The 26,433-nt window shown below is 41.7% G+C and carries 23 protein-coding genes; 16 read left to right on the forward strand and 7 right to left on the reverse strand.

Annotation, left to right across the window (positions count from 1 at the left end; genetic code table 11):
- Positions 1 to 227 precede the first annotated feature (227 nt).
- The 4 genes from trpX (at position 228) to GQR93_RS11840 (ending at position 3,499) form a co-directional block, all read left to right on the forward strand.
- The gene (gene trpX, locus GQR93_RS11825; protein ID WP_003559135.1) at positions 228 to 1,229 is read left to right on the forward strand and encodes a tryptophan ABC transporter substrate-binding protein; all 1,002 of its coding nucleotides are present in this window, start codon (positions 228 to 230) and stop codon (positions 1,227 to 1,229) included.
- Positions 1,226 to 2,125, forward strand: coding sequence for an ABC transporter permease (locus tag GQR93_RS11830; protein ID WP_003559133.1), 900 nt, complete (start codon positions 1,226 to 1,228; stop codon positions 2,123 to 2,125). The genes trpX and GQR93_RS11830 overlap by 4 nt, the downstream gene beginning before the upstream one ends.
- Complete coding sequence (locus GQR93_RS11835) at positions 2,118 to 2,891, forward strand: ABC transporter ATP-binding protein (RefSeq protein ID WP_003559131.1); 774 nt, start codon at positions 2,118 to 2,120, stop codon at positions 2,889 to 2,891. Before GQR93_RS11830 ends, GQR93_RS11835 begins: the two co-directional genes overlap by 8 nt.
- Positions 2,892 to 2,986: 95 nt before the next feature.
- Positions 2,987 to 3,499, forward strand: coding sequence for a ClbS/DfsB family four-helix bundle protein (locus tag GQR93_RS11840; protein ID WP_004466512.1), 513 nt, complete (start codon positions 2,987 to 2,989; stop codon positions 3,497 to 3,499).
- Between the two features lie 105 nt (positions 3,500 to 3,604).
- Here the strand turns inward: GQR93_RS11840 and GQR93_RS11845 are convergent, their stop codons facing one another.
- Positions 3,605 to 4,567, reverse strand: a complete 963-nt coding sequence (locus tag GQR93_RS11845; RefSeq protein ID WP_225430324.1) for a D-2-hydroxyacid dehydrogenase — start codon at positions 4,565 to 4,567, stop codon at positions 3,605 to 3,607.
- Positions 4,568 to 4,752: 185 nt separating this feature from the next.
- Between GQR93_RS11845 and GQR93_RS11850 the strand changes: the two genes are divergently transcribed.
- From GQR93_RS11850 to GQR93_RS11865, 4 genes are all read left to right on the forward strand, one after another.
- The gene (locus GQR93_RS11850) at positions 4,753 to 5,589 is read left to right on the forward strand and encodes a matrixin family metalloprotease (RefSeq protein WP_004466508.1); all 837 of its coding nucleotides are present in this window, start codon (positions 4,753 to 4,755) and stop codon (positions 5,587 to 5,589) included.
- A gap of 430 nt (positions 5,590 to 6,019) precedes the next feature.
- A complete protein-coding gene (locus GQR93_RS11855; protein ID WP_004466506.1) occupies positions 6,020 to 7,540 on the forward strand; it encodes a YfcC family protein in 1,521 nt (506 codons plus the stop codon).
- Between the two features lie 166 nt (positions 7,541 to 7,706).
- Positions 7,707 to 9,056: a M20 family metallopeptidase gene (locus GQR93_RS11860; protein ID WP_004466504.1), complete on the forward strand. Its 1,350-nt coding sequence runs from the start codon at positions 7,707 to 7,709 to the stop codon at positions 9,054 to 9,056.
- 200 nt (positions 9,057 to 9,256) lie between these two features.
- Complete coding sequence (locus GQR93_RS11865; RefSeq protein ID WP_004466502.1) at positions 9,257 to 9,808, forward strand: MarR family winged helix-turn-helix transcriptional regulator; 552 nt, start codon at positions 9,257 to 9,259, stop codon at positions 9,806 to 9,808.
- Between the two features lie 144 nt (positions 9,809 to 9,952).
- Here GQR93_RS11865 and ppdK read toward each other — a convergent pair whose 3' ends face one another.
- Positions 9,953 to 12,610, reverse strand: a complete 2,658-nt coding sequence (gene ppdK / locus GQR93_RS11870; RefSeq protein WP_004466500.1) for a pyruvate, phosphate dikinase — start codon at positions 12,608 to 12,610, stop codon at positions 9,953 to 9,955.
- Positions 12,611 to 12,883: 273 nt separating this feature from the next.
- Between ppdK and GQR93_RS11875 the strand changes: the two genes are divergently transcribed.
- Positions 12,884 to 13,507 carry a CBS domain-containing protein gene (locus GQR93_RS11875; RefSeq protein WP_035444660.1) on the forward strand — a complete coding sequence of 208 codons (624 nt, stop codon included), beginning with the start codon at positions 12,884 to 12,886 and terminating at the stop codon, positions 13,505 to 13,507.
- 97 nt (positions 13,508 to 13,604) lie between these two features.
- Here GQR93_RS11875 and GQR93_RS11880 read toward each other — a convergent pair whose 3' ends face one another.
- The 5 genes from GQR93_RS11880 to GQR93_RS11900 form a co-directional block, all read right to left on the reverse strand.
- Positions 13,605 to 14,033, reverse strand: coding sequence for a hypothetical protein (locus GQR93_RS11880; RefSeq protein ID WP_003559113.1), 429 nt, complete (start codon positions 14,031 to 14,033; stop codon positions 13,605 to 13,607).
- Positions 14,034 to 14,106: 73 nt separating this feature from the next.
- Entirely contained in the window at positions 14,107 to 14,595 is a 489-nt protein-coding gene (locus GQR93_RS11885) for a GNAT family N-acetyltransferase (protein ID WP_035444659.1), read from the reverse strand.
- A 99-nt stretch (positions 14,596 to 14,694) separates the two neighbouring features.
- A complete protein-coding gene (locus tag GQR93_RS11890) occupies positions 14,695 to 16,050 on the reverse strand; it encodes a uracil-xanthine permease family protein (protein ID WP_166427833.1) in 1,356 nt (451 codons plus the stop codon).
- Positions 16,051 to 16,358: 308 nt separating this feature from the next.
- Positions 16,359 to 17,282 (reverse strand): hypothetical protein, encoded by a 924-nt coding sequence (locus GQR93_RS11895; RefSeq protein ID WP_003559107.1) that lies wholly within the window; start codon positions 17,280 to 17,282, stop codon positions 16,359 to 16,361.
- A gap of 410 nt (positions 17,283 to 17,692) precedes the next feature.
- Positions 17,693 to 18,142: a GNAT family N-acetyltransferase gene (locus GQR93_RS11900; RefSeq protein ID WP_004466492.1), complete on the reverse strand. Its 450-nt coding sequence runs from the start codon at positions 18,140 to 18,142 to the stop codon at positions 17,693 to 17,695.
- Positions 18,143 to 18,242: 100 nt separating this feature from the next.
- Here GQR93_RS11900 and GQR93_RS11905 point away from each other — a divergent pair, with 100 nt between their 5' ends.
- The 7 genes from GQR93_RS11905 (at position 18,243) to GQR93_RS11935 (ending at position 26,240) form a co-directional block, all read left to right on the forward strand.
- Positions 18,243 to 18,869: a hypothetical protein gene (locus tag GQR93_RS11905; protein WP_004466491.1), complete on the forward strand. Its 627-nt coding sequence runs from the start codon at positions 18,243 to 18,245 to the stop codon at positions 18,867 to 18,869.
- 137 nt (positions 18,870 to 19,006) lie between these two features.
- A complete protein-coding gene (locus GQR93_RS11910) occupies positions 19,007 to 19,516 on the forward strand; it encodes a YbhB/YbcL family Raf kinase inhibitor-like protein (RefSeq protein WP_004466490.1) in 510 nt (169 codons plus the stop codon).
- A 113-nt stretch (positions 19,517 to 19,629) separates the two neighbouring features.
- Positions 19,630 to 20,112, forward strand: coding sequence for a universal stress protein (locus GQR93_RS11915; protein WP_004466489.1), 483 nt, complete (start codon positions 19,630 to 19,632; stop codon positions 20,110 to 20,112).
- Between the two features lie 192 nt (positions 20,113 to 20,304).
- Entirely contained in the window at positions 20,305 to 21,918 is a 1,614-nt protein-coding gene (locus tag GQR93_RS11920; RefSeq protein ID WP_004466487.1) for an FAD-dependent oxidoreductase, read from the forward strand.
- Between the two features lie 389 nt (positions 21,919 to 22,307).
- Positions 22,308 to 23,705, forward strand: coding sequence for a uracil-xanthine permease family protein (locus tag GQR93_RS11925; protein WP_375711565.1), 1,398 nt, complete (start codon positions 22,308 to 22,310; stop codon positions 23,703 to 23,705).
- Between the two features lie 14 nt (positions 23,706 to 23,719).
- On the forward strand, positions 23,720 to 24,202 hold the full coding sequence (locus GQR93_RS11930; protein WP_004466482.1) for a nucleoside deaminase: 483 nt from the start codon (positions 23,720 to 23,722) through the stop codon (positions 24,200 to 24,202).
- A gap of 418 nt (positions 24,203 to 24,620) precedes the next feature.
- Positions 24,621 to 26,240, forward strand: coding sequence for an APC family permease (locus GQR93_RS11935; protein WP_159298797.1), 1,620 nt, complete (start codon positions 24,621 to 24,623; stop codon positions 26,238 to 26,240).
- The last annotated feature ends 193 nt before the right edge of the window (positions 26,241 to 26,433 follow it).

Here is a 26,433-nt window from a genome sequence, read left to right on the forward strand (position 1 = left end):
ACAGGTCACACGGACGGGTGCGACTTGATCTTAAGCATGCGATCATGAACGCATCTGTGCCGGCAATCTTTCCGAAAAGAAACGGTCTGTGCAGATGATTCCGGACAGGCCGAGTTAATTAACGAGTACTTCGGTCAAATCCGGGTACTCGTTTTTTTGTTCGCAATAATTCTCAATCGTTAAGCAATTTATTATTATTTCATATTATTGAAGGGAAGTTATTCATCATGAGAAAGAAATTAACCATACTTGGCGTTATTTTCATTATTTTTGCAATTTTAGGTTACGCTTACTTTGATAATCAAAAGAAGCAGCAGTCCCAATCAAAACCAACCATAGGCATTCTGCAATTAATGTCCCACCCTGCTCTTGATTCCATTCATAAGGGTATCATTGCCGGATTAAAGGACGAAGGCTATACGCCTGGTAAAAACATTAAAATCGATTTCCAAAATGCGGAAAATGATCAAAGCAATTTAAAGACAATGAGCACCAAATTTGCCAATGAAAATGCTGACCTTACCATCGGTATTGCCACACCTGCCGCACAGGCACTGGCTAATACCATGAAAAAGAGTCCGGTTATTCTTGGCGCCATTACCGATCCGAAAGGTGCCGGCCTGGTTAAAAACAATCAAAAACCCGGTGGCAATATTACCGGCGTTTCAGACCAAGCACCTTTAAAGGAACAACTTGGTTTAATCAAACAGTTTATGCCAAAAATGAAGACGTTGGGCATTATCTATACATCAAGTGATGATTCAGCAGTGGCCCAATATAAGAAATTCGTCGTACTGTGCAAGCAGGAACATATCCGTTTAAAGGCTTATTCAATTGCCAACACCAATGATTTAACCCAGGTCGCCGAACAGGCCGCTCACTCAGTTGATGCGATCTACGTTCCAACCGACAACACAATTGCCGGTGCAATGCAAACGCTGGTTGGTGCTGCCGACAAGGCCAAGGTTCCTGTTTTCCCAGCTGTTGATACAATGGTTAAGGCCGGTGGTGTTGCCACTTATGGCATTAACCAATACGAATTGGGCGTTGCAACCGGTAAGATGTCTGCTCAAATTTTGAAAGGCAAGAAGAAACCGTCAACCACCCCGGTTAAGTTCTTCCGTCATGGTAAATTAATCATCAATCAAAAGCAGGCTGATAAATTAGGGATTAAAGTGCCCGCCAACCTGCTTAAAGAAGCGCAGCAAAAAGGAGAAATTATTAAATGAGTATTATTGTCTCGGCTATCGGGCAGGGCCTGATCTGGGGAATTGTCGGAATCGGATTGTTTCTGACATTTCGAATTCTTGATTTTCCCGATATGACCGTTGAAGGTACATTTCCAATGGGAGCGGCAGCGTGTGTGGCCGCAATCTATCACGGCTTTTCTCCATTGACTGCCACTTTGATTGCGTTTGGTGTTGGGATGATTGCCGGGTTTGTAACCGGCATTCTTTACACAAAGGGTAAGATTCCGGTGCTTTTAGCCGGCATCCTTGTCATGACCGCCGCATACTCGGTTAACTTCCGAATTATGGATCGGGCAAACCTGTCCCTTTTTGACAAGCCATCATTGTTAACCGGTAAATTTATGGATTCCTTGCCAAACTACTTTAACAGTGTTGTTCTTGGACTCATCTTTGTCACCGTCGTGTCACTGTTAATTATTTATTTCTTGCAGACCAATTTAGGTCAGGCCTTTATTGCAACCGGTGATAACCCGACAATGGCCCGTTCACTTGGTATTAGTACGGATGCCATGCAGATTATGGGATTAAGTGTTTCCAACGGCTTAATTGCCCTGGGTGGTGCTTTGGTTGCTCAAAATAACGGCTTTGCGGATGTTAACATGGGAATCGGTGTCATCGTTGTTGCTTTGGCTTCCATTATCATCGGTGAAGTTGTATTTGGCGATTTAACAATGAATGAGCGGCTAATTGCGGTTACAATCGGTAGTATTTTGTACCGGTTCGTTATCCTGATTGTTTTAAAACTGGGCTTCAACGCCAACGACCTAAACTTGATTTCAGCAATTGTCCTAGCGCTCTTCATGATGTTCCCGGTATTCGAAAAACGTTTCAGGATTCGCCAAACACTATCAAGGGGGCTAAGCAAACATGACTGAACCGATTTTTGAATTAAAAGATATTGTGGTGACCGTCAACCAAGGAACCCCTGAACAAATCAATATCATGGACCATGTCAATTTTGCAATCTACCCTGGTGACTTTATCACCATCTTAGGGTCTAACGGAGCTGGAAAATCCACACTGTTTAACGTTATCGGTGGTAATATTCGGGTCACAAGCGGCCAAATTTTACTGCATAATCGTGATATTACCAACATGTCCGTTGAACGACGTACCCGATTTCTCAGCCGGGTTTTTCAGGATCCAAAGATGGGCACTGCGCCCCGAATGACCGTTTCAGAAAATTTGTTATTGTCAATGAAACGTGGTCAGCATCGTGGCTTGGGCCCTCGTGGCTTAAAACAAAACATGGCGCAGTTTAAAGAGCTTACCTCGGTTATGAATAACGGCCTTGAAGACCGGCTTAATACTGCTACCGGAAAATTGTCAGGCGGTCAGCGACAGGCTCTAAGTTTCTTAATGGCAACAATCAAGCGACCGGAAATCCTCTTACTGGATGAACATACGGCTGCTCTTGATCCACAAACGTCACAAGAATTAATGAATGCAACCAATAATCAAATCACAACCAATCATTTGACTTGTTTGATGATTACCCACCATTTGGATGATGCGCTGAAGTATGGCAATCGATTGATTGTTCTGGATCACGGTAAAATCACCTATGACATTTCAGGCAGCGAAAAAGATCATTTAACCAAGGAAGAATTGCTAGGATTCTTTAACGAAATCGAAAGTTAACAATCCTAATAGTGGCATTATCTGATCACTCTTCGATATACTAATAAAGATAAGTAACCAGTCAACTCTTACTCATGATATCGAGGTGATCGAAAATGGCACGTCCACAAACCAAAAGGGCTTTGCTTTCACAATCTCAAGATAATTTCAAAAAAATGTCGTCCTTAATTGATCAATTCACACCTGAGCAGGAACAGCAAATTTTTTCGTTTGAGGATCGGGATCGTAATGTTCGTGATGTGTTAATTCACCTATACGAGTGGCATCAACTGTTACTCAACTGGGTTGAAGAAAATCACGTCAATCATCATCAGGCAGATTTTCTGCCGGTTCCTTACACTTGGCGAACCTATGGTGATATGAATGTTCAATTGCAAAAAAAGCATCAGGATACGTCATTAAATGACGCCAAAGCGATGATTGCCGAAAGCCACACAAAGGTGATGACTTTAATTAACCAATTTAGTGATGAGGCGTTATTCACCAAAAGATATTTTCCTTGGACCGGTACCACTTCTGTCGGCAGTTACTGTGTTTCAGCCACTTCCAGTCATTATGATTGGGCATTAAAAAAATTAAAAAAGCATCAACGAACTTTAAAAGAATAAGAAAAAGACGCATCGAGACAGTCGGACGGCAAGGGTTTGCCCACCACTGTCTTGATGCGCTTTTTTGTTTAGAGATCAAAAAATGTGACGCCCTGATTAAGGCTGTTACTTGTTTACCACATTCCTGGATTGACCGGCAATAAAGGCTTTTAGATTTTCAACTGCAATTCCCATAAGACGTTCACGAATTTCAGTTGCCGCCCATGCAATATGCGGTGTCAGGAACACGTTTTTAGCCGTTAATAGTGGATTGTCAGCATTAATCGGTTCCTGGGTAGTGACATCTGCACCATAAGCGTATATTTTGCCGCTATTTAGTGCATTTGCCACATCATTTTCGTTGATCAACCCACCACGGGCTGTATTGAGAAGAATAACGCCATCCTGCATTTTCGCAATTGTCGCTTGATTTATCATTTCTTCAGTTTGAGGTGTTTGCGGTGTATGCAAACTAACAATATCCGATTTGGTCAATACATCTTCCAAACTGACCTGTTTGAGCCAATCCTCACTTACTTCCCGTTCATGATGATTATAAAAGATTATGTTCATCCCGAATGAATGGGCAATTTGAGCCGTTGCCTGACCAATATGACCATATCCGATAATCCCAAGTGTCTTTCCTGTTAACGAAATAAGTGGCGTTTTCCAAAAAGTAAAATCAGTTGCCGAACTCCATTCACCATTCCGAACGGCTTCACTGTGCAATCCGACCTGATTTGTAATTTCAAGCAGCAGCGCAAAAGTGTGTTGGGCAACTGCATCCGTGCCATAGCTTGGGATATTGGTGACCACGACATTATTGTCTTTGGCAGCTGCTATATCAACCACATTATACCCTGTCGCAAGAACACCGATGTACTTTAACTTTGGTGCCTCATTAATCACTTTTTTATCCAGAGGCGTTTTATTTGTCAGTACAATTTCAGCATCCCCAATGCGTTCAAGAATGGTCGCATCGTTTTCTTCCGTCCGGTCATAATTTTTGAAATCCCCGAATTGCTTAAATCCATCCCAACTCAAATCACCGGGATTGAGTGCAAACCCATCCAAATCTATAATTTTCATCTCTAGTCGCCTCCATAAATAGTTATGCCTATCATACCGCACCACCATTTTAATTTGTGGGCAAAAGATCGTTTTTTGTGCCGAATGTTAACCGCTTTGCTGCGCACACTTGTCCTTGCGCTTGAATCACTATAATCACAATGATATGATCTTGTTGAAATAGATGTTATCTTGGGAGGTTTATCATGGGAAAGAAAGAATGGCTGTTATCACTCGCTGTCACAATTTTATTAGCACCAACACTACCGTTTGCGCAAGCAGTTTTACCTGATTCTGTTGCCGTTACTCAGACAGTGGCTGCTAAATCAAAAGCTACATCTAGATCAACCGTTGTTTCTGCCATTAAACAAACACCGGATCTCAATCCAACCGCCAAAGTGCGCCACTTTAGCCAGGCAACCTACGCAAAATACGGTGCACTATTCGATAAAAACTATAACGTTGAGAAAATGAGCCCCTACAGCGTTTTCGGAGACGCCCAAGAAGCCTACGTTTACACGTCATCACCTATACTGAAGAGATACATGTACGCCGCTATGCAGAACTGGAACAAGGCGTTGGGCACCAAAGTATTTAACCTTGGTACCAAATCCCACAAAACCATCACCGTAAAATGGAAATATAATGGCGCCAGTGAAGAATGGGACGGTATGTATCAGGATAACAGCCTTTGGATCAACAAAGACGATTTTGACAATGTAAACTACGTCCCCAACACTTACCAAGCAGCTCTCAATAAAGAGATGCCCGGCGCTGGCAATCCCAATTCAAGTACCTATAAACAGCAATACATTAACTACTGGATCGCCATTATCACCCATGAATTAGGTCACAGTCTCGGCCTTGATCATTCACCGTACACAACCGATATCATGTTTTCGGATTCCGAAACTGCCGGACCTGATTTTAAATACACATGGAAACGGGCTAAAGTAGACGGAAGTTACGCAGAATTTAAAAATTCCCTGTCACAACGGGATATTAATCGAGCAAAGCTGACTAAATTACTTGGTTACTGGTAAGCTTTATTAATTTCGAGAAAAAGTCACCTCATACTTACATTTCAAATAACTAAATGAATGACTCCCAAGAGAGGTTGTGACAAACATCGCTTTGTCCATCCCCTCTTTTTTGTAGCAACAATCTTCTTATTGCCATAATGACTTATCCTTGCGGCTCTACTTTTTATGACAAATTGGTACAAACAATCAAGAAAGAAGGGTTTCTCAGCTTCTTCACGATTAATTCACACTTTTTTCTAGATTGTGCAAATTTAAAGATGCAAACATTTCACATTTGTAAGCGTTTGAAATACACTGATACCGTGCAGAAGGTATCTTCTTTATTAAAGTTAATTGTGAAATACTATATAAATTCTTCTTTATTTGTTCACGGAAAATTAATAGATATTTTGTAAAATTAACTCAGATAAAAGAAAAGGAAGTGAACAACATGGAAAACAAACAACAAGCAACACCAAGAAAGAAATTTAAGATGCCTTCTGCGTATACCATCTTATTTCTGATTATCATTCTTGTTGCTATTTTGACTTGGATTATTCCTGCCGGTCAGTATTCAACTGACAAAGCGGGAAACATTATTGCGCATACCTATAAAGCGGTAGCGTCTAATCCTCAGGGAATCTGGGATGTTTTCACGGCTCCGATTTATGGGATGATCGGTAATGATCATACTGAAGGGGCCATCTCAATTTCACTGTTTATTCTGGTAATCGGTGGTTTCTTGGGCGTTGTTAATCAAACCAAAGCATTGGACGACGGCATCTCGTCGGTTGTTTCCAAATACAAAGGCAAGGAAAAGATTTTAATTCCATTATTAATGATCTTATTTGCCCTTGGTGGTTCAACATACGGTATGGCTGAAGAAACCATTGCCTTTTATCCACTACTCATTCCGGTTATGATCGGGGTTGGTTTTGATAAAATGGTGGCTGTCGCAATTGTTCTGGTCGGTTCTCAAGTGGGATGTCTAGCATCAACGGTTAACCCGTTTGCAACGGGGGTTGCTTCACAAACGCTTAACATCTCACCGGGTGATGGCATTCTGTCACGAATTGTGTTGTTAATTATCACTGTTGCAATTAGTATTTTCTACGTTTATCGTTACGCTTCGAAGATTGAAAAGGATCCAGCTCAGTCAATCGTCTTTGATCAAAGAGAAGACGATCTCAAACGATTCGCATTGGATCATAAAGATCAATCCGGTGCAAAGATGTCCGGTCGTCAAAAAGCTGTTCTCTGGTTATTCGGATTAACCTTCCTGCTAATGATTATCGGGTTGATTCCTTGGGATCAAATCAATGCCAAATGGACATTCTTTGCCAGCTTCACTAAGTGGTTGCAAGGTATTCCTGTCTTAGGCGACTTGATTGGGTCAAATCTGGTACCATTCGGTTCCTGGTACTTCACTGAAATTACAACCCTATTCTTCTTGATGTCGGTCATTATTATGTTCGTCTTCAAGATGAAAGAAAGTACCTTTGTAGACTCATTCCTAAACGGTATGGGCGAATTCTTAGGTGTTGCAATCATCGTGGCTGTTGCTCGTGGAATTCAAGTAATCATGAACGACGGAAACATCACTGCAACGGTTCTTCACTGGGGTGAAATGGGGCTTTCAAATCTCGGCTCAGTTGTCTTCATCATTCTTGCTTATATCTTCTACATTCCAATGTCCTTCCTGATTCCATCCACATCCGGCCTTGCTGCCGCTACGATGGGTATCATTGGACCAATGGGTAAGTTTGCCGGCGTTGACCCAAGCCTGGTTGTCACTGCCTATCAAAGCGCCTCTGGTTGGGTTAACTTGATTACCCCAACTTCCGGTGTCGTTATGGGTGCCTTGGCAATCGCCAACGTCAACATCACCGTTTGGTGGAAATTCATGTTCAAGTTAATGATTTACTTGTTCCTGACAACCGCTATCTTCCTTGGTGTTATGGCATTACTGTAATGTAAGATTTAATAAAATTCATTGGTCATCTTTGGTCAATGAATTTTATTGTGTCGCTAAAATTCGACTAATGATAAGTGAATGATCTGATTCTCATTAACAACTCTTTGCGCTAATCAGCCAAAAAATCAAGTCTACATTGTTAACTTAACAGGAGGTCACTATTATGCAAAAAATTGTTACCGAAACACAACAAAATCAAGCTGTCGACGCTTTAAAACGCCTTGTCAGCAAGCCATCCGTTCACGATGACGATACCGTCACAGAGACAACCCCGTTTGGCAAGGGCATCGATGACGCTTTAACAGAGGTTTTAAAGATTGCCGATGAAAATGGCTTTAAGACCTACAAAGATCCAAAAGGTAATTATGGTTATGCAGAAATCGGTTCCGGAGACGAAACATTTGGGATTATCGGCCACGTTGATGTTGTGCCAACCGGTGATCCAAATGATTGGGATCATAACCCCTTTGACGCAACCGTTGTCGATGGCCATATCTTCGGTCGGGGCACCCAAGATGACAAAGGGCCTTCAATGGCAGCCATGTTTGCCGTTAAAGCCCTTGTGGATCAAGGCTACCACTTTAATAAGACGATCCGTTTTATCTTTGGAACCGACGAAGAAACGTTATGGCGTGACATGAAAGTTTATAACAAGAACGAAAAGCCGATTAATTTAGGAATTGCGCCGGATGCAGAATTTCCACTGATTTACGCTGAAAAGGGATTGGAACAAGCCTACTTGGTTGGTCCCGGACAGGACGATCTCACAGTCGACCTACAAGGCGCATTCAATGCAGTTCCTGCAAAAGCCAGTTATAACGGGCCAAAATTAGTAGAAGTTAAGCAGGCACTGGATGTCCACCATTTCAAATATGAGAATAACGGTGCTGACGGTATTACCGTATTGGGCAAGTCCGTTCATGCCATGAATGCACCACAAGGGACCAACGCTGTCTTGAGATTGGCTATCGCATTGGACGAAGTCTTTCCAAGCAAAACCCTTGATTTCCTTGGTAAATTATTCAAAGAGGACGCAACCGGTACCAATGTTTTAGGTAATATCGAAGACAAACAATCGGGGCATCTGACATTTAATATTTCCAGCTTGAAGATTGATAAGCAAGAAACCCGGATGCAAATCGACATGCGGATTCCGGTAACGGTTGACCGCGATGATTTGATTGATAAATTAAAGACCGCCGTTGATCCATACGGGTTACACTACGAAGCATTTGACTATCTGGCACCACTCTACGTGCCAACTGACAGTCACTTGGTCAAAACGTTGATGGCTACCTATAAAGATCTTACCGGAGATGATACTCAGCCACAGATTTCCGGAGGTGCCACTTACGCCCGAACAATGCACAATTGTGTTGCATATGGCGCCATGTTACCCGGCACGCCGGACTTCATGCATCAAGTCAACGAAAACTGGGAACTCAAATCCATGTTCAAAGCCATGGACATCTATGCCGAAGCGATTAAACGACTTTGTGTGGATGATAAATAATAGATACTAACCGGTCATTCAGCACGATTAAAAGGTTCAAGCAAATTTTGCCTGAGCCTTTTTTACTGTCTTTTTATCAACCTATATTGTTATTTTTACACTAATTAGGTACCGAAACAAAATCGTTGACCTTTTTTGTCCAAGGGAATATACTACTCATTGTTAGGTACCTAAGAAAATAATTTGAAGGAGATTTTTATATGACAGACAAAAATGATTTATTGCGAAAAATCTTTGGTTTCCTTCACGGCTCACAACGCCTTGCTCGGCATTCGGCTCGTCCTTACCAGTTAAGAGGACAGCACCGGGTACTGCACGTTTTGGCTAAAGAAGGATCTTTGATTCAATCACAACTAGCTGAAATTTTGGACATTCGTCCATCCTCGCTAACCGAATTATTGTCCAAGTTGGAAGATCGCGGTTTGATCAACCGCACCCCCGACGAAAACGATAAGCGTGTTACCAATGTTTCCCTGACGGATGAAGGTAAAAAAGCAATCGAAAGTGACGACAGCTCTTCCGACGATTTGATTAATTCGATTTTTGATGGTCTTTCCGACGAAGAAATCGACCAATTAAACGGTCTGTTCGATAAATTGAACGGATCACTTAAAGAGAAACTCCCTGCTCGTGATGAACGACCAGATGGTTTTCCAGGTCATCGTCATCACCATCATGGCTTTGGCGGTCCCGGTTTCGGTGGCCCTCATGGTGGACCTCACGGACACGGTTTTGACCGTCCAAGATTCTAAATTAGAATACGCTTAAAAGGTCTTTACAATGATACTTTGACAGCGTGAACGGGACTGAGACAAAAGTAATTTTGTCCAGTCCCGTTTCATTTCATCACGATGATGACACTCTGAAAGTTAACCGCCCTTTTCCCACTCTCTTTTTTATCTAACCGGATTGACACTCACAGATTGAGAAACCACCCGCTTATTCCTTAGATGGGCCTGAGCAGCAGCCAATCTGGCAACCGGTACTCGAAATGGCGAGCACGAAACATACGAAACATCAAGTTGTTCAAAGAATTCAATTGATTTGGGATCGCCACCAATTTCACCACAGACACCGATAGGCAATCTTGGTTTGGTAAAGCGCCCCTTTTCTACCGCCATCTTCATCAGCTGACCGACCCCCTCAACATCAACTGTTTGGAATGGATCGGCCGGTAAAATACCTTGTTTGATATATTCCGGCATAAAAGAACTCACATCATCCCGTGAAAATCCGAATGTCAATTGTGTCAGATCATTTGTGCCAAAACTGAAGAAGTCGGAAACCTCCGCAACTTTATCAGCCGTCAGGCAAGCCCGTGGCATTTCCATCATTGTGCCAACCGTGTATTGCAGACGGGCATTCTTCTCATCAAAGAGCTGTTCAATCTGCTTCACAACTAACTCTCTAACCCAACTCATTTCCGCTTTTGAACCGGTTAACGGAATCATAATATGTGGTTCAATAATCACATTTTCGTCTAACAGTTGCAGGGCAGCACCAATAATTGCCCGAACTTGCATCTGATAGATATCCGGGAAGGTGACCGCCAATCGATCCCCACGATGTCCCAACATTGGGTTCAATTCCTTTAAGGCGTCAACCCGCTGCGCCAGGTACGCTGGTTCGATATCCAGTTGTGCCGCAACTTCATGAATCTCTTTTTCATCATGCGGCAAGAATTCATGTAGAGGTGGATCGAGCAATCGAATTGTTACTGAACGGCCTTCCGATAATTTATACAATCCGTAAAAATCGCCCTGTTGCATGTCCAATAATCGCTTTAGCGGCAACTTTCTTGCTTCGGCATTTTCTGCAATAATTAAACGACGCATCTCGAGTAACCGTTCCGGCTTGAAAAACATATGCTCGGTTCGCGCCAACCCAATGCCGTCAGCATCAAACTTCAAGGCCTGAGAAAAATCTGCCGGCGTATCAGCGTTTGCATAAACACCAAGGTGACTTTCCTGTTTTGCCCATCCCAACAGCGTCGATAAATTCTCATTAACGGCCATATCAGTGGTTTTAATCTGACCGATATAAATGTTACCCTGTGTGCCATCAACTGAAAGCCAATCGCCTTCATGTAACTGATGACCTGAAAATGATGCAGTTTTGTGCTGATAATCCACTTGTAAATGATTGACGCCCACTGTAGCCGGTGTTCCCATTCCCCGCGCTACCACAGCCGCATGAGAAGTCATACCGCCACGCGACGTCACGATTGCTTCACTAACAACCATTCCTTCAATATCTTCCGGGGAGGTATCTTGACGGACCAGAATAACTGCCTGGTGTTTCTCATCATGAGCAGCCTTAGCTGCCTCAGCCGTGAAATAAACGCGACCGGTGGCGGCACCAGGAGAAGCCGGCAAGCCACTGGCGACAATGTCATTTTTAGCAAGCTCCTGCTCATCGAATTCGGGATAAAGAATTGCCTGTACGGACTCTGGTTTAATCCGCATAAGTGCCTCCTGCCTGGAAATCAGGCCCTCATCAACCATATCCACAGCAATCTTAACGGCAGCTGTTGGCGTACGTTTACCATCCCTGGCCTGAAGCATATAAAGCTTCCCGTTTTCAATTGTAAATTCCAAATCTTGCATATCACGATAATAAAATTCAAGCTTGGCCGCAATTGCTACAAATTGCTCATAGAGATGCGGCATTGTTTCCCTTAATGTACTGATTGGCTGCGGTGTTCGAATCCCAGCAACTACATCTTCTCCCTGCGCATTCAATAGGTACTCACCAAATAACTGTTTTTCCCCAGTAGCAGGATCTCTGGTAAAGGCCACACCGGTGCCGGAATCTTTGCCGGCATTTCCGAAGACCATCATCTGCACATTAACGGCGGTCCCTAAAAAGCTGGGAATATTATTCTCACGACGATAAATTTTGGCCCGATGATTATTCCATGATTCAAATACCGAGTTAATGGCTGCCAATAACTGTTCTGTAGGGTCTTGAGGAAATTCCCGATGCAACTCATTCATATAAATCTTTTTGAATTCGCTTACAATTTGTTTTAAATCATCGGTGGTTAGATCCAAATCAGATTGATAGTGATTTTGTTGTTTCAAATTCTCAATGACCATATCAAAAGTTGCTTCCGAAATACCTTCGACCACGTTGCCAAACATGGCCAATAGCCGGCGATAACTGTCATAGGCAAATCGTTCATTAGCCGTTATTTTAGCAAGAGCTGCCACTGTCTGATCGTTTAGCCCAATATTTAAAATCGTATCCATCATACCGGGCATTGAAATTGCGGCTCCAGAGCGAACCGATACCAGTAATGGTGCGCTTGGACTGTCAAAGCTTTTACCGACCTTTTGGCTTAACTGATCCAGTGCTTCTTTTATTTGATCTAAATTATCATCATTTAATTGATTGTGATTCTTATAAAAGGCGTTGCAGGCTTCTGTTGAAATTGTAAAACCACTTGGCACCGGAAACCCCAGATTGGTCATTTGAGCCAAATTAGCTCCCTTTCCGCCTAATAAACGACGCATATCCTTATTGCTTTCTTCAAACGTATAAATATATTTCATTCTATTACGCCCTTTCTCAATTCACTAAAACATTTCATTAAGTGTCATTATCATATATGAGACGTTCTAATAATGCAAGTCGTCCTTAAAGGAACGTTTTAATAAAGTGTCGATCAAGGCTCGTCACTCTGCGTTTTATAACAATCAAAAAAATATTTTAATCAATCTATTAAGAATCAATAAGACGTTTTATTTAACTTATTTTATGATATGATAAACTTGTCAATTAAATGCTTGTCAACAGACCTCAATTTAAAATTTGGAGAGATTACTTTGGAATTAACCCCACGTCAAGAACAAATTATCAACATTGTCAAAACAGCGCAACCGATTACCAGCCAAAGAATTGCCGACAAACTCCAGCTCAGCATGCCGACAATTCGAACCGATTTGAGACTTTTAACGGCTTTCGGTATTTTGGATGCCAAGCCTAAAATCGGCTACACCTATGATGAATCACCGGACAAGGTTTTAAATTACCAGCAATTATTTGAAACGTCTATTTCAGAAATTCTCCAAAAACCAACTAAGATCATGGAAGCGGCTACCTTGACAGAAGCCGTTAACACCCTCTTTATCGAAGATGTTGGCTCACTATATGTGGTAGATGAACATCTTCATTTGGTCGGTCTTATTTCACGTAAGGATTTACTACGGGCAACACTAAACAACACAAACGCTTCCTTAACGCTCGCAAGCACCGTGATGACACGAATGCCCAACATCTTCACTGTCACGCCGGATATGCCAATTATTAAAGCCGGTCAACTATTACTGGATCGAAAAGTAGATTCACTCCCTGTGGTTGACCAAAATGATCATCAAAAAGTCATCGGCAAAATTACTAAAAATCGCATTTTCCAGCATTTTATCAAAATCGGGTTAGCAAAAAAATAGGATGATATCAATCTGACAATATGCCAGAATTGATGTCATCCTATTTTGCGAAACAACTATTAATTTTTAATCTTAAGAGATAATAGCTAACCCAATCTTACTTTTGATAGAACCATCCCGCGTAATGTTTTGTCCATTTTAACTGGCCATTGACTAAATGACTGCTTTTATACGAAATTCTGGTTTTACCCTGGTATGGGCCAAACATCATTCTCAGATACGTCTGACCACCGTTCTTATAAGTTCCTTTAACTAAATAGGAAACCGGCGTACTTCGCCGGTAAGACACCTTTTCAATGGTAGTCGTCGACTTCGGCAATGTCTTAATCGTCACACCCTTGGCATCAACAGACAAAGTGGGATAAAAGCCCCCGTTTTTGGAATACCGGGACGTAAACGTTCCCTTCAAAATTTTAGGCATCCCGCTTGTCCATTTTGCCGCCATCGTTGGCGTTTGTAGTGCAATGACACCACCTAACGCAATCATCGAAGTCACTAAAACCCTGTATATTTTTTTATCCTGCATTCAACTCACCCCTCACATAGCATCATACCATGTCAGGAATCATTAGGATTAATAAAGTCATTGGCAAAATAATCTACTCATCTAATGAACATTCCAAATAAATCGTGCCGGCAACCGGATTATAACGGTAAGGCGCAATCTCTTTAAAGCCGGCTTCCCGATAAATCTTCTGGGCCGCTTTCATTTGAGGAATCGTATCCAGACGAACGGTTTTATATCCCATGCTCTGGGCGCTTGCCAAAATTCTGGCAACCAATTCATGACCGAGTCCCAGGCTTCGAAACTGCGTTCTAACATATAACCGCTTCATTTCCGCAACCCCGGATTCAAACCGATGGATTGCAATGCCGCCGGCCAACTGTTGATCAACGTATGCCAAAATTAGGTCACCCGTTGATCCCCCATACCGTTTGGGTAATTCATTCAACTCATCGTCAAAGTTTTGAAAGCTTAAATCCATATGCAATGACTGACCATATTCAATAAATAACGCCTTGGCAATTTCGAAATCACGCGACGTTTTGGCATGTCGATAAGTAATCTGTGCATTTGGTTGTTCCATAAGATCCCTCCATATCTGAATATTAGGGGCCATTTTACAATAAGGACGATGAAAAAATCAAGGTTGTGTTGAAGGCCGTTCAGCTGTCCAAGTGCGTCTTCACTTTTTGTCTTGTCCCGTCACATCTTCGGAAACTTCATGCAATTTCTTGTCCAACGCCAATTTTGCTTCATGTTCTCTTTCACTGGCTGCCTTTTGTGGCAAAATCAAATTCAAAACAATGCCAATGACTGTTGCAAAGGCCAATCCTGTAAATTGAAATTTACCAAGTTGAAGATAGGCATTCCCAATGCCGATCACCATCACCGTTGAGGCAATCATCAAGTTTCGTTTTAAGCCCATATCAATCTTGTTTTCAACCATGACCTGAATGCCGGCAGTCGCAATCGTACCAAACAGCAGGAAGCTGATCCCGCCAATAACCGGTAACGGCATCTGCATGATCAATACATTCAATTTGTTCACAAAAGCAAACAGGATAGCAAACCCGGCAGCTCCCATTAACACATAAACACTGTGGATTTTGGTAATGGCCATAACCCCAATATTTTCACCATAACTGGTCATGGCGGGCGCACCAACCAAACCGGCAAACAGTGAAGCTGCACCATCACCGGCCAAGGTTCTGTTCAAACCCGGATCCTTGAAGAAGTCCCGATTGGTTAATTCGTCCAAGACCATAATATGACCCATGTGCTCTGTCATCGTGACAAACGCAATTGGCGTGATCGATAAAATTGCTGCCCAATCAAGTTTAAAATGATAAGACAAACCGGGAATTTCAAAGGCCGGCATTTTAAACCACGGGGCAACCGCGATCGCATGCAGATTCACCAATCCGAAAATCGCTGAAATGACATAACCACAAACAATAGCAAGTAAAACGGGAATCAGCCCAATAAAGCCCTTAAAGAGCATGTTGAATCCGATTGCCAAAAATAATGTGACCAATGCAATAATGAAATATTCCAAATTATAATGTGTGCCTTTCATCATGGCATCTTTAGCGGCACTACCGGCAAGTGAGAGCCCAATCACCATCACAATGGGGCCAACCACAATTGGTGGCAATATCTTATCTACCCAATCCGAACCAATCGCCCAGATAATGCCGGCAACAATCATATAAACAATTCCGACACCAACAATTCCTTGACCGACCGCCGGATAGCCGGCGGTATGCATTAGCGCATACATTGGTGTAATAAAGGCAAAACTTGATCCCATGTAAGCCGGGATCTTTCGTTGCGTAATCATAATATGTAGCAATGTTCCGACACCGGAAGCAAACAACGCAATACTTGGACTTAAACCAACCAGTAAAGGCACAATTACCGTTGACCCAAACATTGAAAACATGTGTTGAAGAGAAAGGCCAACCCACGGCCAGAACGGCGGCATATCGTGAATATCCAAAATTGCGCGGTCATCATGAAACTCATTTTTATCTGCCATTATTGTTAAACACCCCTTATATATTTTGGAACATTCACTCATCAAAAAATCCATCATCCCCGGGATTACCAGTAAGATGATGGATTTTAATTCAGGTCAATAACCCGATTTAAATGTCGTATTCTTACTGGCCTCACGGGACCGGAGTTAAAGATCTTAACGTTCAAATTAAATTATAGTATAGCGAAGAGTGGGATTCAAGGCGGTTATCTGTTAGCCATATAAACAACCGATCAAATAGTTATGGTCCGATTGCCTATAAAGCCGGAAATTGTTTTGAATACGATGCTTTATCCAAGCACCCCAACCTACTCTTCAATCAGTCTTCGACAGACTTCCGTCATGGAACGAAACTTGATTTGCGGCGGCATCACTTCATCGGGTTCGTCATAACTGCTCCCCCGAACATCTCCGTTATATCGATTTAATTCCGACGTATTAAAGTGTTTTTCAATTCCCTGTTTGGGCAGTCCGAACTGTAAAGCGCCCTGATAATTAACAAACATGCCGACTTTTTCAAAATATTTTGGCAGATGATTAATTCGCAGATAGGTTTGCAACTCTTCAGGGTCATGTTTTACCAATTCCCTGACAAAAGTGGAAATACAGTCCGGTCGGGTCTCGGGCAGAAAATCATTTAATCCGGCAATTAATGGAAAACCGTCTTTTTCAGTCGAATGGTCAATCAAAAAGAAACGTTCAAAATCTGCGGTGACTGTTTGCATCTCTTTATTAGCAATTTGCCAATGCTCTCCGATATGCACCAAGATCCGTCTGCCACGGGGAAATCCCAAAGGAATTGCCAGCCCCAATGGCTCATCGGATTGATTCACTGCCGCAATACCACCATAAAGCCTCTCCGTTGCATGCTCATCCTGAATGATATCCAATGGCACACCAGAATAAACTTTTTCCAGGCTAACCAACATATTCATATAACTAATGTCTTTACCAACAGGTGTAAAACCAACGTCAAGAAATAGTCGGCTTTGTGCAAGTTGTTCTTTTGAAAAATCATCGTCAAAATGAAGTGAGTCTCCCATTGCCAAAGTAGGCAGATAAAACATAATGCCGTCATTTTCAAGCATCATTTCCCGGTACTCAGGTGTTGTCCGGCTCACCACGACCCGATCAGAAAAACTATTCACACGTGTAATCAGTGAATCAATCGCATCATCCATTTTCGGGCGAATCTTTTCAAAATTAGGATTGTCAAAAACTGAATCGGTCATAAAATCTCCTCATTATGCTATATCCGATTAACCGATTTTATGATCGTTATAATCGAATTTTCTCTTTCCAAAAGTTCAATATTCAATTTATCTTTAATGAGTATATCTGGATTGAGAGAATTGTGCAACGCTGGGGATATTCCGGGTGTTAACCGCTTTGCCTCACACACTTTTTTAGGACTGCTCCTCAAAGCAACGTTCTGCATGTAAGGGATTGATTTCAAAAATCCAGAACCGGGATTTTCCAAATCAACGCCTTACACTCCGAACGTTAACCGCTTTGATCCGCACACTATACTTAGGACTGCTCCTCAAAGCAACACCACTCCATATAAGGGATTGATTCGAAAAATCCAAACCCGGGATTTCTCCAATCAATCCCTTATATTCCGGGTGTTAACCGCTTTGCCTCACACACTTTTTTCCATATCAATATGCGGAATATCATCCTCCAAATACACGTCACTTACATCATGAAATCCAAATGAATGATAGAAATCTTTCAAATAGGCTTGCCCTGCCAACACAATCTTGTTAGCATTTGGTATTAATCGAACAGATTCTTCGAGTGCTTTTTGAACCAGCTGTTTTGCCAACCCCTTACCACGATAATCCTTGGCAACAATCACTCTGCCGATCCTGGCAATAGTTTCTTTCTCGTCTGGAATAATTCTCAGGTAAGCCATCAGGTCTCCTGTATCATCTCTAAAAGTTAAATGATAGGAAATCAAGTCATCATCATCAACTTCTTGGTAAGGACATTTCTGTTCAACCACAAAAACTGCAACCCTTAATTTATAAATATCGAATAATTCTCTGTTCGTTAATTCGCTGAATGTCTTTGTTTCAATTTTGGTCACGATTCGAATCCTCCTATAATAAGTACAACGTTTTCTCTTTCTGTTATAATATATTCGACTAGGTTAACTTGCAAGATAACTGTAAGAATGAGGTATTGATGTGAATAAGCATGACAATGAACCACAGTATAAAAAATATGATTTCAACTCGGAGCAAACCCGCAGCAGTCAGCGTAAAAGACAATATAGCGGCTGGTGGTTTGCGCTTCTGATACTAATTATTGCGCTTGGAATTGCAGTTTCACTCAGCTGGTTCTTAACAAGGGACAGTAGCAAGTCGTCAAACCGTTCCTCGACAAACAATATCAGCCGAACGATTAAAAAGTCGGAAAGTGCCTTGAAGAACCGAAAAACCAAAGGCGCTCTGACAAGTAAGCTGGAAAGCAATCGTGTTAATTCGTTCAAAAAGCAACTGAATCAGGCTGATAACAACGGGATAACCAGGCAACAGCGCTCTCAATTACAAGAAAGGATTAATCAGGAATCCAATCAATCAGTTAAAAGCAAGGAACAAAGTCTGTTAAATCAAACGCAAAGCAGATCTAATCAACCACCAAAAAAGCCCAAAGCTGCAGATCCCTTTGCGACAAGCCACACCTTTTCATCTATTCAAGACGCTAAGAATTGGGCCAATGCAACAAAGGAAGAGTGGTTGAAAGCCGGCTATGTTAACTATACAATTACATCAAACGGTCAGGGATATTATACATTAAAATTTGTCAAATAAGGAACTTCTTACATCTACTCGTGATTAATCCCAAACCGGTACTGGTTAAGTTCATGTCTATTTTGACACAAATTAAACGCAATTCATTTTCTTAACCTGTAGAAAGACTTATGATGATATTGAAAGGGTGATGAAGAATGGACATCAAAGTGCCACTTACAAAGGGCTTTTTGCCCGATAAATACGCAAAGCATACTGCCCCGGCTAATATTGCCAATGGCAGTCCAATTATTTCGTTTCCAATTCAAATTACAGGTGTTCCAAAAGAAGCTAAATCGTTAGCTTTAACATTGATTGATTGGGATGCTGTTCCGGTCAGCGGATTTCCATGGATCCATTGGATCGCTGCAAATATTTCGCCGGATGTTTTGGAAATTCCTGAAGATAATAGTCGAAACCTGACTGTCCCGATGGTTCAGGGCCGTAATAGTACTGCCGGCGGATTAGTTGGTAACAACGATCCCGATACTGCTTGGCATTACAATGGACCAAATCCCCCTGATAAGGTTCACAATTATCATTTATCAGTCTTCGCATTAGATAGTGAACTTCCATTGAAAAATGGGTTTTGGCTTAATGAACTCCAAGATGCAATGAGAGGACATATTTTAGATACTGCAGAAATTGTCCTGCCAAGCCAAAATTAGTTTTTTGGATCTCATCAGAGGTGTTTAATCACAACTATTTTGTGTTCCAGCTAAAACAAACTAAATTAGTGATATAATAAACATATTAATTTATCGCAAGGGGGCCGCTTCTTATGGAAGCCAATTATAAAACCATCTTGGTACCTGTTGATGGATCCAAACAAGCTGAAGATGCATTAGCTAAAGGTGCTTTAATCGCAAAAAACAACAATGGCCATTTGGACGTCCTTCACGTCCTTAGCACAACCCAATACGGCTACAACTATGGTGGAATGGTTGATGGCGATGTCATCAATAACTTAGTTGAAGATACCACCGATTATCTTAACAAGCTGATTGCTCGTGTTAAAAAGGATGCGGGAATCGACGATATCAACATTCATATCCGTTTCGGCAATCCAAAGACAGTCATTGCTTTTGAATTTCCCCGTGATCATAAATCTGACCTGATCGTTATTGGTGCAACCGGTATGAGTCGTCTTCAACGCGTACTTGAAGGATCGGTTTCTTCATTTGTTAATCGCAACGCTCACTGTGATGTCATGGTTGCACGTACGAATCAAAAGAATGAACCATCGGTACCGGAAAAGAAATAGGATCATTTTTGAAGCATGTCCAACTAAATATCAATGCAGAATTAAAAGTAAGGCAATTTTCTGTTGTCTTACTTTTTTATTGCTCTCATCTCAAAATAGGTTTCCAGAGTGTCTTTTCTTTATCCGCCTCCTTCAATCAGGTATGATGAAATTAGTTATGTAAGCGCTATATATTGATTGGAGGAATGATGTATGAAAGTGCTAGTTATTGGCGGTATCGCGGGCGGCCCTTCGTTTGCAACCCGTTTGCGCCGAATCAATGAAAATGCTGAAATTATTATTTTTGAGCGTGGTGCAGCAATTTCTGTTGCCAGTTGTGCCCTTCCCTACTATTTGGGTGGTTTGATTAGAAACCGATCAGCAGTTATTGAACGAACCCCGGAAATTTTGAAGCAAAAAAATAACATCGACGTTCGTCTGTATAACGAAGTAACTTCAATCGATCCCGATAAAAAGGTTGTCCATGTCATTGACCATCAAAATGATCAAACCTATACGGAAAATTATGACAAACTCATTATTTCAACCGGAGCAAGTCCTTCCGTACCAGCGATTAAGGGTATCGATAAAGCCGATGATGCCTTTGTTTTACGTGCGATTACCGATGCTGACAAGATCAAGCATTTTTTAGATACCCGTCATCCAAAACGCGTCACAATCCTGGGCGCCGGCACTATCGGAATTGAAGTTGCCGAAAGCTTTGTTAACAATAATATGGATGTGACAATCGTTGAACAATCCGATCAAGTCGCGGCACCTTTTGATACTGAAATTGCCGATATTGTGGCTCAAGAACTCGATGAAAAAGGCGTTCACGTTCTGCTCAACCATACCATCAAAGAAATCACCGATAATGGCAAAACCCTAATTTTCGATGATGGGTCAGCTCACCATACCGATATGTTATTTTTGGGTACTGGTGTCCAACCCAACAGTCAGGTTGCCGGTGCCGCTGGAGTTAAATTATCAGATGATCAACACATCATTGTCGATCATCATTTAAAAACAAATTTACCTGATATCTATGCAATCGGGGATGTTGTTGAAACCACCAGTATCATTACCGGCCAACCAATTCCAAGTCTGTTGTCAAGTGCCGCCAATCGGCAAGGACATTTATTGGCAGACATTCTAAATGGTAGTCCTTTGGAATATAAGGGATTCATTGGCGCAGGTGTATCCAAGTTCTTTGACTTAACCGTCAGCTACGTTGGTTACACGGAACAAGCGTTGCAGCAATCCGGGATTAATGACTATCGCTCGGTCTTTATTACCCCGTTTGATCACGCCTACTTCTTCCCAAATGCTGATCGGGTCAACTTTAAACTGCTTTACCAGGACAAGACCGGTAAGATTCTTGGCGGTCAAGCGGTCGGAAGAAACGGTATTGATAAACGAATCTCTCAACTTTCAGTTGCGATCACCGGTAATTTAAATGTAGCCGACCTGCCATCCCTTGAGATCCCTTACTCGCCACCATATTCATCAACCAGGGATGTTTTGAATATTGCAGGTTACGTTGCAATTAATCAATTGACCAACCGAACAGCAACCATCAAACTCGCCGATATCCCGCAAGACGATCTTAATAACGCCTTTTTCCTGGATATTCGTGAAGCTGGTAAGCCTGAAGCCGGTTCGATCAAGCCAACCCTTAATATTCCGTTGTCAGATCTTCGTGACCGAATCAATGAGGTTCCAACGGATAAGAAAGTCTATATTACCTTTAGAAAAGGCTTGGGTCCCTATAATGCATCACGTATTTTAGCCGGTAAGGGAATCAAAGCAATTATGATTGAAGAATAATTGCTTTAAAAAAGTAAAAGTAGTCGTCACCAATCTCTTCTCAGAGTATTTTATACGAATCTAAAAGTCCTTTTAATAAAAGGACTTTTTTATGTTACGTTTTATGACATTCAGGTGGCGATTATATGACTCTTTTTCAAAAAGATAACAGTACGCCCAGTATCAATTATCGTTAAATCTTAACGCTTTATTGTAATAACACCATCATGTTTTTCATGAAAAAGCATTGAAAGCACAGCTTCTGCAGCGTATGATCATGTTTAAGATCTTCAAGTTCGTTTAAAGATCAGGCGGCTATAAATAAGATCACCAATGTCATACTTTCTGACAGGGGTGATGCAAGCAGGCGGCAGGCTTGTCAAAATTGAATAAAGAGGTGTTTTGTAATGATGAAAATACTTGTGAAGAAAACTGACCAAGCATCTACAAAATCATTCAATGTTGCCAAGTCTGCTGATCAGCTGATGGTTACGCCTGACGCAGATATTTCGACAGGCCAGGCCGTACTTTTAGGCCTACAGCATTTATTGGCGATGGACGTTTATGTAGTGCCAATCATCATCGCCGGAATGTTGAGCTTACCACTAGCAAACAAAATGGGATTAATTCAAGCGACCTTTTTAGCAGCTGGTGTTGGAACGATCCTGCAAACCGGTGTTTTTATGAAGATGCCAGTCACTCAAGGTGCATCATTTGTGCCACTTGGTGCACTTGCTGGAATTTATATGGCAGCCGGACGCGGTACCATAGGAATGGCAACTATCTTTGGATCACTTATCGTTGGTGCATTTTTTGTACTGTTCTTGGGATTCACACGTGCAGTGCCCAAACTGATTCATAAATTTGTCCCTTCCCTAGTTGGTGGCACCATTATCACAAACGTGGGCCTATCATTAATCCCCTCGGCTCTCAATGATAATATCTTTCAAGCAAGCGGAAATTTAAACACAAATGTCTTGTTGGGTATGATTACTGCAGGCGCTTTAGTATTCTGTGTGATTATCAGTTTGCATTTTCCACAGTACAATCGTATTTTTCGATTAGGCTCAATTTTAATTGCACTAACTGTTGGTACAATTGCCGCAGCTCTAATGGGACAATTTTCATTTAAATCAGTTCTCACTGCGCCGTGGTTCAGCTTACCCAAATTCTCCTTAACCAGTTATGGACTTCACTTCTCACTTTCGCCAATTTTAACCATGCTGATTATCTACATGGTATTGATGACCGAAACGACAGGTACTTGGTTTGCCGTTTCAGCGGTTACTGGCACTAAATTAACGCCCCAGCGTATCAACCGCGGTGTCTTTGGAGAAGGCATTTCATGCCTGGTATCCGCTTTGGTCGGTTCCACACCGGTTACAGGATATTCAACAAACGCGGGCATTATTTCAATCACCGGGGTTGCCAGTAAGAAGGCCTTTATCAGTGCCGGTGTTTGGTTCATTCTCTTTAGCTTTGTTGGCAAATTGTCTGCCCTTTTGGCAGCAATTCCTTCAGCGGTTATCGGCGGTGTCTTTGCGATTATCTGTTCAACGATTATGCTGAATGGCCTAAGAGTGGTGAGTCAAAGTCATTTTGCCGAACGCGATCTCTATATCTTGGGAATCCCCATCATCCTAACATTAGCCTTGGTCTTAATGCCAAGTAGTTTAAAAAACGAAGTCCCAACATTTGCGCAATACTTACTGGATTCACCAATTGCCACAGCAGCCATTACTGCAATTGTTTTAAATCAACTATTACCCGAAAATTCACAACCAAAATTATCAAAAACAGCAAGATAGGAGTGTTTATATAGATGGAAAATATTAATATCGATCAGTTTATGTCCCTGGCAGCAAAAGAAGCTGAAAATAATTTAAGAACCGGAGACGGCGGCCCATTTGGAGCTGTCATTGCAAATGGCCAAGACATTTTAGTCACAGCTCACAACCAAGTTTTAAAAGATCAGGATCCAACTGCCCATGCGGAAATTACCGCGATCCGAAAAGCTACCAAAAAGCTTGGCAGTTATGATTTAAGCGGCTATACCCTGTATACGTCATGCTACCCATGTCCAATGTGTCTTGGTGCGATCATTTGGTCCAACATAAAAGTTGCTTATTATGGTAATACAGCAAAGGATGCTGCTAAAATCGGATTCCGCGATGACTATATTTATGATTTTATCAAAAACAGTGGTCGAAATGAAAACGTCTTGGATTTAAGACCAAGCCATAGAGATCTGACCATTAAAGCATTTAATGAGTTCAGTGACCAGAGAACAAAGGTCATTTACTAGTGTGTGGATCAAAGCGATTAGCACCCGGAATATAAGGCGTTGATTGGAGAAATCCCGGGTTTGGATTTTTCGAATCAATCCCTTATATGGAGTGGTGCTGCTTTGAGGAACAGTCCTAGAAAAGTGTGTGGATCAAAGCGGTTATCGTTCGGAGTGTAAGGCGTCCCTTTTAAGAATCCCGGGTTTGGATTTTTAAAAGGGATCCCTTACATGTAGAACGATGCTTTGAGGAACAGTCCTAGAAAAATGCATAGATCAAAGCTATCATATCGATAGATAAAGCCAAGATAGGGAGGCATCCTTATCTTGGCTTTTTATCATTTTTCACTTTCATAGCCTTTCAAATCGTTTGTTAATTAAGTTGCAATCCTTCTCATAATTGACTAAAATTATTCTTAACACTGAACGGAGGAACACTATGGATTCAAAAAATACCACAAAGATTAATCTGTTTCAATTAGTCATGCTGGCACTCGGATCACTCATTGGATCAGGATGGCTGTTTGGTTCCTGGGAAGCATCCAGAATTGCCGGACCCGCCTCAATTATTTCCTGGATTATTGGTGGCTTGGTCATTGGTGCGGTAGCCTATGATTATGTTGAAATCGGTGCAATGTTTCCCGAAGCCGGTGGGATGAGCAAATACGCCCAATATTCACACGGACCGCTCTTGGGATTTATTGCTGCTTGGGCAAACTGGATCTCACTAATCACGTTAATCCCGATTGAAGCAGTTGCAGCCGTTCAATACATGAGTACATGGCCCTGGTCGTGGGCAAACTGGACGCATCAATTTTTAAAAGACGGCACGATCACCAATTCCGGATTATTGGTTGTTTTTGGCTTTATCCTTATTTTTACATTGCTAAACTACTGGTCGGTCAGAATACTGACCAGATTTACAAGCCTAATTTCTATTTTCAAAATTGGTGTTCCGACTTTAACCATTGTTATGTTAACGATTTCAGGGTTCCATCCTCAAAACTATGGGCAGTCATGGCATGATTTTATGCCTTATGGAACGGCATCGGTCTTTGCGGCAACCTCCGTTGCAGGCATTATCTTTTCATTTAATGCTTTTCAAACCGTTATTAACATGGGAAGTGAAATTAAAAATTCCCGTAAAAATATTGGTCGTGGTATTGCAATCTCACTATTGATCAGTGGTGTCCTCTACATCATTTTACAAAGTACTTTTATTACCGCCATTGATCCGGCAATGATTGCAAAATCCGGTTGGCACGGTATCCAATTTAACTCGCCCTTTGCCGATCTTGCAATTTTGCTTGGTATTCACTGGTTATCCGTTTTGCTTTACATGGACGCCTTTGTCTCCCCTTTTGGAACCGGTGTTTCATTTGTCGCGTCAACTGCACGGGCGCTTTACGCAATGGAAGGCAATCACCATATCCCAAGCTTTATCGGCAGAATCAACATCACCTATGGCATCCCTCGAGTCGCCATCATCGTCGATACCATTCTAAGCATGGTCATGGTTTCTATTTTTCGATCGTGGGCAGTACTGGCAACCGTAATCTGTACATCGACTCTAATTGCCTACCTAACCGGGCCGGTCACCGCTGTTTCATTTCGAAAAATGGGGCCTGATTTTAAACGACCGGTGAAATTAAAGCACCTTGGTTGGATGGCACCTTTTTCTTTTGTATTGGCATCCTTAGCAACTTATTGGGCGATGTGGCCAACCACCATTGAAGTTATTTTAATTATTATTTTGGGTCTGCCCTTTTATTTCTACTATGAATATAAAGCCGGTTTTGTTAATACACGTAAAGCTTTTTGGTCCAGTCTTTGGATGATCGTTTATCTCATCTTTATCTCCGTTATTTCATACGCCGGAAGCCATCAATTTAACGGGATGAACTGGATTCCGTATCCTGTTGATTTTATCGTCATCATCATTGCCTCTTTAGGCTTTTATTATTGGGGCATTCATAGTTGGCAAATTTTTCCGGATTATTATCAGGCAAAAAAATTGAACGAGACCGTTAAACCGGAAGAAAATGACTCAACCTATTGACACGAAAAACGTGGCATTCAAAATAAATTCCTGTCAGGCAGGCATTTTGCACATTATCATATAAAAATACAATTTCGATACTATTCCTAAAAAAGTATAAAATCTTCTCCTGACTATCATGATAGTCACCAATCGACTTTTTTCATTTTACTTCATTTGCAATAATTTTCTCATTTGTTACACTGGTTGTCAT

The organism is Lentilactobacillus hilgardii (assembly GCF_009832765.1).
GTDB classification, from domain to species: Bacteria; Bacillota; Bacilli; order Lactobacillales; family Lactobacillaceae; genus Lentilactobacillus; species Lentilactobacillus hilgardii.